8 protein-coding genes and 1 other RNA gene are annotated in these 11,722 nt (G+C 45.9%); 4 read left to right on the top strand and 5 right to left on the bottom strand.

Annotation, left to right across the window (positions count from 1 at the left end):
• Positions 1-122 precede the first annotated feature (122 nt).
• Together NLZ44_RS13095 and NLZ44_RS13090 are read right to left on the bottom strand one after the other, a co-directional pair.
• Positions 123-4,544 carry a Calx-beta domain-containing protein gene (locus NLZ44_RS13095; protein ID WP_493750060.1) on the bottom strand — a complete coding sequence of 1,474 codons (4,422 nt, stop codon included), beginning with the start codon at positions 4,542-4,544 and terminating at the stop codon, positions 123-125.
• Positions 4,545-4,670: 126 nt separating this feature from the next.
• Complete coding sequence (locus tag NLZ44_RS13090; RefSeq protein WP_008052563.1) at positions 4,671-4,883, bottom strand: hypothetical protein; 213 nt, start codon at positions 4,881-4,883, stop codon at positions 4,671-4,673.
• 125 nt (positions 4,884-5,008) lie between these two features.
• On the opposite strand from NLZ44_RS13090, the gene NLZ44_RS13085 reads away from it, so the two are divergent.
• Positions 5,009-5,203 (top strand): hypothetical protein, encoded by a 195-nt coding sequence (locus NLZ44_RS13085; RefSeq protein WP_006669505.1) that lies wholly within the window; start codon positions 5,009-5,011, stop codon positions 5,201-5,203.
• A 93-nt stretch (positions 5,204-5,296) separates the two neighbouring features.
• Here NLZ44_RS13085 and ssrS read toward each other — a convergent pair.
• Positions 5,297-5,481: non-coding RNA, 6S RNA (gene ssrS, locus NLZ44_RS13080), on the bottom strand.
• Between the two features lie 555 nt (positions 5,482-6,036).
• On the opposite strand from ssrS, the gene NLZ44_RS13075 reads away from it, so the two are divergent.
• The 3 genes from NLZ44_RS13075 to NLZ44_RS13065 all read left to right on the top strand — a co-directional run bounded on the left by NLZ44_RS13075 (position 6,037) and on the right by NLZ44_RS13065 (position 9,660).
• Positions 6,037-7,038, top strand: coding sequence for a pentapeptide repeat-containing protein (locus NLZ44_RS13075; protein ID WP_493750059.1), 1,002 nt, complete (start codon positions 6,037-6,039; stop codon positions 7,036-7,038).
• A 151-nt stretch (positions 7,039-7,189) separates the two neighbouring features.
• Complete coding sequence (locus NLZ44_RS13070; RefSeq protein ID WP_493750058.1) at positions 7,190-7,354, top strand: hypothetical protein; 165 nt, start codon at positions 7,190-7,192, stop codon at positions 7,352-7,354.
• A gap of 1,361 nt (positions 7,355-8,715) precedes the next feature.
• Entirely contained in the window at positions 8,716-9,660 is a 945-nt protein-coding gene (locus NLZ44_RS13065) for an Hpt domain-containing protein (protein WP_493750057.1), read from the top strand.
• A gap of 8 nt (positions 9,661-9,668) precedes the next feature.
• On the opposite strand, the gene NLZ44_RS13060 is transcribed toward NLZ44_RS13065, so the two are convergent.
• On the bottom strand, positions 9,669-10,304 hold the full coding sequence (locus NLZ44_RS13060; RefSeq protein WP_493750056.1) for a hypothetical protein: 636 nt from the start codon (positions 10,302-10,304) through the stop codon (positions 9,669-9,671).
• Between the two features lie 4 nt (positions 10,305-10,308).
• Positions 10,309-11,685: a magnesium transporter gene (gene mgtE, locus NLZ44_RS13055; RefSeq protein WP_493752994.1), complete on the bottom strand. Its 1,377-nt coding sequence runs from the start codon at positions 11,683-11,685 to the stop codon at positions 10,309-10,311.
• Between the last annotated feature and the right edge of the window lie 37 nt (positions 11,686-11,722).

The following is an 11,722-nucleotide window of genomic DNA, read 5'->3' as shown; positions in this document are numbered from 1 at the left end:
TTGTAGGTCAAGTCTCATCAGATGTCAATAGTCAATCTGGTAATTAACCACAGAGAAGGGTGAGGGGAATAGGGGAGTTATTTGTCCATGATGGACTATTCCCATATCCCCAGTTTTTCTAGTTAAAATTCCGACTCAAAAGCCCCAATATCAATGGTATCGTTGACAATGCGAGGGAATCCGAGACCCCGGCTGTCGAACTCTCCGGGATTAACAAAACCACCAGCAAAGGTATTATTCCCGGCATTAATTGCTGGTGAATTTTCCAAAAGAGCAATAGTTGGGATGAGTCCTCCATTATTAGCCAGGGGAGAGATGAGAGCATCCACAGGGTCATCTGCGCTGCCGATTATATCACCATTTACCCCATCAGTTAAGCCAGAGGCATCACTGCCATCTCCAATCAAATTACCCCCACCACTGTTAAAGGCAAATTCAGGAGCCGCTGCGGCATCAGGACCGAAGGGAGCGGTATTATTAGTAATCAAAGTATTTTGGAGACTAGCACTACCACCAATGTTGCGGACACCGCCACCACTGGCGATCGCTGTATTATCAACAATGGTACTGTTGGTCAAAGTCAGATCAGCAACAGAGTTAAAAATCCCGCCGCCGATTTGAGCCGAGTTATTAGCAATAGTGCTGTTGGTAACATTAACCTCTCCATCAATAATAATGATGCCACCACCATTAACAGCCTGATTATCAGCAATAGTGGAATCGATAACATTCAGAATTCCCGAATTAGCGATCGCCCCTCCATTATTAGCCGCATTGCCTTCAATCAGACTGCGGATAATAGTAACATTCGCATCAGTAGAGACAATAGTGATCGCACCGCCGCGACTACCAGAAGTAGTGCTTACAGAAACGTCTAGGTCAGTTCCAGGTGCCAAACCATTAGCCAACCTTAACCCATCAAAAGTCATCGTCCCCGTATTGACCCTAAACAGGCGAAACTCATCAGTCAAGTCCGGATCACGCTGGATCGTCAAATTATTGGCTCCCGGACCCTGAAAATAAATATCTCCATTGAGAGTTGGTAATGCACCCACCAGGTTAATTGTTCCTGATTCTGCCTCATCAAGAAAAGTAATTCTTTGTGTGCCACCCAAATTCACAGCATTGATAACAGCCTGTCGCAAGGACCCTTCAATACTGTCAAAATAGGCTTCTTCACTCGTATCAAGACTATCAGTTAACCGCCTGACCCCAGTACCATTAGCTAGAATCGTTAATGTCCCTTGGTTATCATTTGAGTCAACAATATAAAAATCAGATTCTGCCAAGCGGAAAGTCAAAGACTCATCAGCCTCTGCGTGGTCATCATCAAGTGGCACCAACTCCAGTTCAATTCTACTTTCACCATCAGGAATCGTCACCTGTGCCGTTTCCCCGTCTGTGGCCATCACTTCACCATCAATTTCGAGTTGATAATCTTCCAAAGAAATCCGATTTCCTTCCAGATCCAAAGTTATCTCAAGATCCCCAAAATTATCAGGTTCGCGACTAATCCTCAAGACGGCATTACTAGAGGGAGTGATAGCCGGAGGGTCTTGCCTCCAATCCAGACTAGACTGGACAGCACTGGGAGTAAGCACCTGTAGGGAAACTGTGGCGATATCATCATCGAGAATCGTCAAAATTGTATCAGGATTGATAGTGCCAGCCTGACCTAGGACTTGCTCCTCTCCTTCCACTATCCCCAGGAAATTATTTAGATCTAGTTGCAGTGTTCGATCAGGCTGCACCAGATTATTACCCAGAATTTCAATAGGAACCTGAGCCTGGGTTTCTCCCTCAGCAAACTGAATTGGTATCACACTACCAACAAAGTCATCTCCTTCAGTGGCTGTAATTCCAGTTAAAACCACATCCACAGAAGAGGGAGAACTCAGATCCCCGGACCGCAACAATTCCACCACCATGGTGGTATTTCGCTCATCGCCCTCTTGAACCTGATATTCAGACTGACCAAAATCATAAGTTGGGGGTGAGTCATTATCGAGAATCAATAAAGTAGCCGTAGGATGAGTTACACCTGCGCGTCCCCTCGGTTCAAAATCCTCAAAAGATAAGATAATCGACTCGGTGGGTTCAGCTATTTCGTCATCAACAATTTCCAGGGGAACCCTAGCGACTTCTTGACCCGGCGCAAACTCCAACCGCACCTCAGTCTCGACAATATCAACTCCCGGCGTAGCTGGATTTTCCGGACCCGGTTGCAAAACCACAGTTACAGATGATGCATTGCTGGCATTACCACCGCGCACCACCACGACAGTCTCAGTTACACCATCATCTTCCGAGACCTCAAAAATACTGCGACTGAAATCATAGGTGGGGATATCATCATCGTCGATAATAATTAATTCAGCGGTGGGGTTCTCCTCGCCTACCAGTTCCCCTTCTGCGGGAACCAAACTTAACCGGAGATTTCGATTAGGTTCAGTCACCAAATTACCCAAAATGGTGATGGGAACAGTTTGGGAAATCTGATCAGGTTGGAAATTAATAGTTATCTCCTCTGGCTCAAAATCTATTCCCGGAACAGCAGTAATACCACTTAACTCAACGGTGACTGAAGATGCTTCCCTAATTCTGCCAATTCTTTCAACAGTCACAACTTCTGTGACGTTGGTATCGGAACCCTCTAGGGTGGTGAACAAACTCTGACTGAACTCATAGCTAAATGGTCCGTCATCATCCAAAATCACTAGGGTAGCCTCGGGGTTCTGGCGGCCTGGTTGTCCCCCCTCAATTTCCCCGGCTGTACTCTCAATAAAGAAGTTGGTAAAGGATAAATTGGCGGTTCTGGTGGGGTCTGGTTCGGTATTGGGAATTAGTTCAATTTGAACGGTGGCGCTGGTTTGTCCCGCGTCGAACATGACTGGGGTGGGATCGGGAGTGGGCTCAAAATCTCGACCAGGTTCAGCAGTAATGGGTGTAATTGCCACATCGACTCGTGAGGGTGCCTCGGTGGCGAAAGAACGCTCAATGGTGACTTCCACAAATTCAGGATTATTAGGATCATCTCCCTCAACACCTATAAAACGACTGTCGCTGAAGTCATATAAAGGGGGACTGGGGGGTGGGTCATCATCTATAATAGTGCCAGTGGCCGTATTCCCTCCGATTTCGGCGATATACAAAAATCCTGAGTCGTCTAAAACGACTTCTATGGTTCTGTCTAGCTGAAAAATATCATTAGCAATGGGGGTGATCAAAAATTGGGTGGTAGTAGCGTTTTGGTCAAATATTGCGGTTCCGCGATCGCCATCAAATCTAACGGCTCCGCTAACTGTGTAGTCTTCCCCTAAAATAGCAGTCCCACCTACGGAAAAATCTACGGCTATAGGCACTCCCAAAGAATCTGGTGTGCGGGTTAATGTATAAACTAAACTGTTGCCACTATCTTCTTCTACGGCTTCCGGTTCAATAGTGAGGCTCACCTGAGAAGTTGATGGCAGATTTAGCGCCGGTAACTCTGGAATGGGTGTCGGCGTCGGTCCTGGGGGCGGGGGCGGTACTGGTGCGGGTTCATCATCTTGGATGTTAATGATAAACTCATTCCTTTGGCCAATACTGGCTCCCCCAGAGGGATCGGCTAGGGTTAGGCTAACTGGTCTCGGTCCGTCAGGGGTATCGTTATCGACTATAGAAACGGTAAATTCTTTGAAGGTTTCAAAGGGTTCAAAAATTACGGGAATTTCTGCGATCACGTCAGCGGTGCTATCACCAGCTACTACTAGAGTTGCTCCTACTCTATCAAGAGGAGATCCGGTTCTGGTGATGGGGATTTGCAATAATGACTGATTTTCGTCAGCGTTGACGCTATCTTCCCAAAATTCCAAGACTGAGGTAATGCTGGTGATGGATTTGGTAAAGTTGCCACTGTTGAGAATGGTGCTATCTGTGGCTTCTAGTAGCACTAATCTCTCTCTGGTTTGGCGATCGCGAATTAGGGTATCATTCCCCTGCTGTGCAATTTCTAGATCGGCAAATTCCAGACCATTAGCTAAAGCAATTAGGTCAAACCCCGGTCTAAAGTCTGTAATTACATCGGTCTGACCGCCATTGAACCCTACACCAATTACAAATAAATCTGACCCCGCGCCTCCGGTTAAGCTGTTAAAACCACTACCTGTATAAAGGATATCATTACCGCGATCGCCAAATAGCAGATCATCTCCCTCCCCCCCTATCAGCGTGTCAGACCCCTGACCGCCATAAATAGTGTCGTTTCCTGACCCGCCAACTATAGAGTCATTCCCCGCATTTCCCAGGATGAAATTGTTTCCTTCCCCCCCATAGATAACATCATCCCCTAACTCACCGAATAGGGTATCGTTACCTGGTCCGCCGAACAAATAATCATCCCCCTGTCCACCAAATAGCAAGTTATTGCCTTCACCGGCGAACAGCGTATCATTCCCTTGAAACCCCAAAAGGGTATCGTCCCCTGCTAGACCTTGAATTTCATCATCTTCTGAGGTTCCCAACAGTAAATCCGGGTCTGGAGTGCCAATAATAATGTTTACCATCTTAACGATACCTTTCCTTATAAGTCCTTTTTGCTAACTTGATCAAGTCAGCGCACAATATCACTTGGATTATGGATCATTGCATAATCCACATAATTCCGGATCTAACTAAGCAACTTAGCTATTCTATGCTGCTGTTGCTGTGAGGGTCTCTTGAATTGATTTAAGTTTACCCATAATTTTTTGAATATCAACAATACCAGAGTTTTTGTTTTCTGTTTTCGAGGGGAAGTCCCCAGACTTAACCGTGGGTAACTTCAGATCCTCTGGTCTTGAACATCCGGGATTAGGGTAGATGGGTACAGGGACACAGGGGCGGTCAATGTAACGGTTTGTCACAGAAGCCCATCATAAAGATTAAATATCATTACAAGGTTAGTCAAGTTTGTACATAAGCATGATACTCTCTATGAGTGATTACGAACACCTTAGATTGAGAGACGAGAAACACTTTGAATTTAGATATGGATAGATACCCAGCTTGTTCCCTTCGTCAAGATGTTAGCGAGTATGTGGCTGATCTCCAGCTACACATGACACTACAGGCTCGTAACCTCATCCCTACTTTAACTAAAACCAAAGAAAATGATAGTCGGGAGGAGATGCTTCAGCAAACTCAGGCTTATTTTGAAAAAATAGCTTCTCGTCAGGCTAGTTAACAGCACAACGGTTACACTCAAATAAATGCAGCCCGAAAAAGTCGAGTTATCTACTTCTCGACCTCGGGCTTTTTTCGTTTTTCGTTAATAAACAGCCCAACCGCAACGCCGTCTTACCTCAGTTTTTGACCTGGACGAGCCAGGTGGGCACCACTGCCGAGCTTCAAGTTTCCGGGTACAATGCCCGGTATACTGCCACTCGATTCTAAGGGGTTCCCTTGTTTTTAGAGTTATAGATCAAAAAAACATTTTGGCAGTCACCAACGTCACAGCCGGACCTTGTTGCCATTATAGCGCTTTCTCAAAAATTGTCTAGGGGTTAACAATGGATCATGCAAATCCCTCTCCCCAGAGGGCTGGCCCGTCAATCTTCTCCGCCGCCGGGGAGCAACTCGCGCTCTGGGATAGGGCGCTAGAAGGGAGATAGAGAGGGGGTTGACTTTTTTCCCTGCCCGTGCTACTCTTTTGTATAATTAATCTCTTTGTCGCTTTTTTTAAAATAGCAAAATTCCAATTATATAAAAGGATAATATCATTAGTTCCGGTGGCGGTCAATCCTTGGGGCGGCTTGGCGTGAACAATTGTTAAAAATTGCTTAAAAAATCAACAAAGACATCAGAGGATAATTAGGTGGACTCTTGATAAGTCAACATTTGTAAACAATATGCCCAAATTTTGTCTGGTACAGATAAAATAAATATTAAGAGATTATTAGCAGTAGCTTTTATCGTCAGAGGTGTAGCAAATTAAGGCATCTGAATCAGTCGAAACTCAACTAAGCGATCGCCGGAGACTGTTTCAGAACTTGTGTGATGAAAAAGGAGATCCTCAACATGAAAGAAACAGAAATCCTAGAGCGATATCTTAGGGGAGAAAGAGATTTTCGTGGACTCGATTTAACCGCAGTCAACTTGATTGGTGCTAAATTAATCGCGGCTAACCTGTCGGGTTCTAATTTAAAAGAAGCATCCTTAGCTCGCGCTTACCTAGAACGATGCTTTATGTTAGAAGCCAACCTGAATGGGGCTTTTTTGTATGGTACTAACCTTAATTATGCGAAACTGCGAGATAGCTGCTTAATTGAAGCTGATTTAACTAAAGCAGACTTGAGCGGCGCGCAACTTCATAAAGCTAACTTAAGGGGAGCGAAACTCAGCGGCGCGGTGATGTCTTGGGTGACACTGTATCGGGCTAATTTACCGGGTGTTAATCTCTGTGGGGCTAATCTTAATGGGATTAATTTGCGATCGGCTAACTTAGAAAAAGCTAACCTAAATTGGGCTAATTTGACGGGAGCGCGACTGAGTGGGGCTAACTTGCGAGGAGCGCAATTAAACGGGGTTAAACTTGAAAAAGCCTTTCTGAATGGCTTAACTTTAGAAGCGATCGACTTTAGTAGTTTAGAACTGAGTGAAATTAAACTCAGTGGCGCTAAAATGGCAGGTGCTAACCTACAGGGGACTAATCTCAAAGATTCCCAAATGCGGTTTATTCGCTTGGATGAAGCTAACCTACAACAGGCTAACCTACAAGGTAGTAATATTCGCGGGGGTCAGTTTATTAAGGCTAATTTGATGAAGGCTGACCTGGAAGAGTGCGACTTGAGAAATGCGGATTTGAGCAATACTAACCTTAATTTGGCTAACTTGCGAGGTGCTGACCTCACGGGGGCTAACCTTCGGGGTGCTTACCTTTGGGGTGCTAATTTGGATGGTGCTAACCTTGAAAATGCTGACCTGCGCGATGCTAGTTTCCGCGATGCTACCCTCAATGGCGCTATCCTAAATGGTGCTATCCTAACTGGTGCAATTATGCCAGATGGTCGCATTAGATAATGGAACTCCCCCCTCTCCCAGGGGGGTTGCTTTTTGGTTTTGCCTGTGCTACCCCGGAAAGGGTGGGGCGGGTTTATTAATATCCGGGTGGGGGCGGAGAATTGACAGCCGGAGAGGGCGGGTTTATTAAGATAGTCGTAGGGATGGAAAATTGACAGCAGAACCCGCCCCTACAATTAATAATTATTACCCTCGTAGCGTCAGAGGGATAACCTATCGGGTCAACGGCAAATTTTATTCATCTGACGCAGAATATCGTGGTCAAGAAACCCGGTTTTTCCCCAGAGGTCAAGAAACCGGGTTTCTGAATTATTAATTATCGGTGGTGGGGCGGGTTTATTAGTATCCGGGTAGGGATAGAAAATTGACAGTAGAACCCGCCCCTACAATTTTATATGGTAATTATGGGAAAAACAAAAAAGTTACAAAGGTAACCATTATCTATGATTGTGTCAAGATTGTATCATTAGTTCCGGTGGCTGTCAAGGATTGAGGCGGATTCTGGTGAGGCAATTTTTTAAAATTGATTAAACAATCAACCTATGATAGTGGTCAGACCTGGAAAAACTGTGCAGGTGATAGTATAACAGAGAGAAGTGCGAGACGTTTAGGAGTGAAATAAGGCTGCAATGCCTGAAATAACCTCCTAGAGGGAGATAGACTGACTCGACCAGTTTACCCCTTAACTGTATATATGTCCCAACGCTTAGGAAGTTGTGATTCTAAGCAAGGCAGGGAACTCAAGGTCAATCCCATTTTAAGAAATCGCAATATACCGTCCAAGTATTACCTAGGAGGAGTATTATAACTCACTTGGGGCGATTATGGGAAAGAGTAAAGGCGGTAGCCACCCCCAGTTTCAGAAATCACAAATCTGGGATTGAAGCGGGGAACGGAAGGCGTGATGTAGAACCTACTACTATAGGCGACCACTGCCAACCATCCATGATTAGGGAAACCGAATGTCTGGCCTGAACCATCGTCATTATAAAGTAGCGAAATAGGTTGACACGCTGCGCTCAAAAGAGTAAGGGGAAAAGTAGGAGTCTTTCTATACTACCTACACAGACCTTTAAATGTACCCCGGTGGATAGGACAAATCTAAAGATGGAATGCCCATATATACGGAACGTTTAAACCCCTATTGGGCTCTCTGCGAGTACATCTCGTAGAGTAGTGAAAAGTGTAAGCGCATGCCCATAAGGGGAAAGGATGTGACTGAAAGCCAATGCCTAACTGTAATGGTTGGGATATGCCCACTAGTCACGGTGTGGATATAGAGACTGCGACAAGTAAGAGTGCTTATGACGTGAGCGAGTTTAAAGACTACGTGGTGTATATAGCTCCCAAAGTTGAGGTCATAAAGCAGGGGGTAGTAACCCTGTTCCTACTGATAATAGGGTGTTCACATCAGGAGCCGTGTGCTGGGAAACTCGCATGCACGGTTTTGAATTGGAGTTGGAGGGGGCGACCTCTCTTTCGACCATACCAGCTAGCCGCCTTTGAAGGCTTGCCGTGAGTTGGTCGAAGGGGGCGGAGCTTGAAACCCATAATTTGGGGTAAGTGATGAGTAGGGTTGTCTGGCAATGGCTTCTAACTTGTAGTGTTAAGACATACCAGGTTAACAGTACCGCTCATAATAAAGCTCGGCGTTAAATTGTCGATAGGAGGGCAGCCGTGCCGACGAGCCAAGACCAAAAAATAATCGCTATCTTTATGGAAGAGGCGGGAGAACGCCTCGAAGAACTTAGTACGGGGTTGAAGGATCTGCCAAAAATTATGGCTGACTCCGATCGCGAACCGATGATTACTATGTACAGAGCGGCGCACTCGATTAAGGGAGCCTCGGCTATGTTAACGCAACAGATGCCGAGTTTAGCCAGTATTAATAAGGTCTCTAAACGACTTGAAGATTGTTTTAAGTCGGTTAAAGACACTCCCATAAAAGCTGATAGCAAGGTTGTTACACTGTCAAACAAGTGTTATGAGGTACTAAAGAACCTGATTGAAAGGGCACAAAGTCCGTCGGGTTTATCAGTGGAAATGGGGGAAAAAATTGCTACGGCTGCCCTTCCGGTGTATGATATGCTGGAGAAGCATCTAGCGGATTTGATGAGTGGCAAGGCAACACCAGCGGTGGCGGCGGCTTCGTCTGGGGGAAGTAAACCGGTACCGTCGGCGCTGGCTAAGGTGACGGCGGTTCTGAAACCGATGTTGCAGGGTTTGAGCAAACCGGAATCTCCGGCGCTACGGAAACAAATAGCGGGGCTGTGTGGTCATTTGCTGAAAATTGCACCAGGAGTGGAACCTTGGCAAAATTTAGTGAAAACTACCCATGGCGCGATCGCTAATCCCAAGGCTCCTTTCCCGGTTCTGAAAAATACGGTAATTAAGGAACTTCAGCAGGCGGCGAAACTCCTGGAAGCGGGAAAAGCTGATGCTATAGCGCCCAGTGATGCTCTAGTTAAACTGGGAAGTAGCCAAGGGGGAGTCCCGGCGACTGCTAAGGAAATTACGATACCAGCAGATCCGAAGGAAGTGGTGAAGGTGTTACTGAAGACTTTTAACAAAAAAGAACTTCAGGCGATCGCTCAATTGTTGATCAAGCACATCAAATCCTGATTGAGATTCTAAGTGGAATTATCCAAGCGATCGCTGATGGCGACTTCAACCTGTCGAGGTAAATCAGCGATCGCCCCAGAAACTCTTTCCTGTAACTGATTTAACTGTTGCTGTTGAAGGGCTCCCCACTGGGGTAGTTGATTGATAAACTGCTGTAAATCGACAATGACATGGGTTAAATTCTCGACCTGTTCTAACTCTGGTCGCTGCTGAAACTTTCGCACAACCAATTCCAACTCTCCCTGAATAGCATCGATCGCCTGTTCGAGGGCATTTTGGCGCTCTAAAATATTCTGGAGAGTCCCATTAAGGGTAGTTAAATTATCGGTCAGCGCCGCCATGTCTAAATTAGCGGTAGATTTGAGGGTGTTGATATTAGCAGAAACAGCATTAGCCTGAGCAATATGATTTAACTGTTCGATCGCCTGAGTGTTCAAGTCAACGTTAGCTTTGACATTGAAAGTAAGCGATCGCATATATTGCTTTAACAGATAGCGGTTAACTAGACCAATAGCTAGAAAAATCAATAGAGGAATGCCGCCATATAATAGCGATCGGCCGGTGAAAGTGGCGACAGTTCCCACCACAGTGACCGCCAAACCGACATATTCAGCTATTTCTAGTAGATTACGGTAATGCAACATTCTGTTAATTGAGACTATTACTTTGCAAAATCATCCGAGCTAAATTCAAATATATTAACACCCCCAAGACATCAACGGCGGTGGTAATAAACGGCGCAGACATCAAAGCCGGGTCTAATTTGAGCGACCGGAACAAAAAAGGCAAAGCGGAACCGGCGACAGAAGCCAACAGGGAAATGGCCAATAAACTAATACCAACTGCGATCGCGACTGCTATTTGACCGGGGACAATAAATACACTAGCCCATATAGTCGCCAAGGTCCCCAAAATCAGACCCAGTAAAGTCCCAGCCATAGCCTCCCGCCGGATTACCTGGAAAGATCCCAAAGACCAAATTTCATCAGTATTCATCCCCCGAATTACGACGGTGGAAGACTGAGCCCCGACATTTCCGCCAGTTCCGGTCAAGAGGGGGATAAAAAAGGATAAGGCTACCACGTCTTGGAGAATATCTCTCTGGGTCTTGAGAATAGATCCGGTAATACTATTGGTCACTAACAATACTAACAGCCAGACGACCCGGCGGCGGGCTACTGTGAGTAAACTTACCTGAAAATAGTTATCTCCGTCGGCTTGTAAGCCACCCAAGGCGTAGATATCTTCGGTGGTTTCCCTCTCGAGGATATCCAAGATATCATCAACGGTAATAATTCCGACGAGTCGCTTTTCACTATCGACGACAGGAACTGCTAGAAAATCATATCGCTGAATGATGCGGGCAACTTCTTCTTGGTCTGTATCGGTTTGTACAGAGACAAAATCCCGGCTGAGGATTTCACCAACGGTTTGCTCTAACTGAGCAGTTACTAAGTCGCGCAGGGAGAGAATGCCAATTAAATGGCGATCGGAGTCGGTAACATACAAAGAATAAACGGTTTCGGTAACATGGGCTAAACTGCGAATACGCTCTAAACTCTGACCTACGGTGTACTCTTCCTTGAGGGAAATGTATTCAGGAGTCATAATTCGCCCGGCTGTGTCAGCCTCATAACCTAGTAATAAGGCTGTGGCTTGGCGTTCAGCTAGACTCAGTTCGGCAATTAAGCGACGCACGACGGCGGCGGGTAGTTCGTCAAATAGTCTAGCGCGATCGTCCGGGGACATTTTATCGACAATATCGATGACTTCCTGGCGTTTGAATTTTTCGCACAATGACTGCTGAACGCTAGAGTCGAGTTGCTCATAAACCTTGATCGCCTCATCCTTGGATAATAGGCGAAAGGCAATGACCTGCATGGTTTCGGGTAATCCCTCAATGGCTTCGGCAATGTCTGCTGGTTGGACTGGAACTAAAATAGCCTTGGCAGTTTGCAGATCTCGGCGTTCTAACAATACTTGTAGTTGCGATCGCACTAATTCCCTCAGTTCTTTACGCGACATGGTAGACAGGGGAACGGATGGTTGAGGGTTTTCAGTC

Source organism: Arthrospira sp. PCC 9901 (genome assembly GCF_059013425.1).
Note: the sequence above shows the minus strand (reverse complement) of the source record. Positions and strands in the feature narration are given on the sequence as shown.

Coding starts and splice junctions, on each gene's coding strand:
- NLZ44_RS13085 (WP_006669505.1), top strand. CDS start 5,009: ATGGATAGATACCCAGCTTGTTCCCTTCGTCAAGATGTTAGCGAGTAT.
- mgtE (WP_493752994.1), bottom strand. CDS start 11,685: ATGTCGCGTAAAGAACTGAGGGAATTAGTGCGATCGCAACTACAAGTA.
- NLZ44_RS13060 (WP_493750056.1), bottom strand. CDS start 10,304: ATGTTGCATTACCGTAATCTACTAGAAATAGCTGAATATGTCGGTTTG.
- NLZ44_RS13075 (WP_493750059.1), top strand. CDS start 6,037: ATGAAAGAAACAGAAATCCTAGAGCGATATCTTAGGGGAGAAAGAGAT.
- NLZ44_RS13095 (WP_493750060.1), bottom strand. CDS start 4,544: ATGGTAAACATTATTATTGGCACTCCAGACCCGGATTTACTGTTGGGA.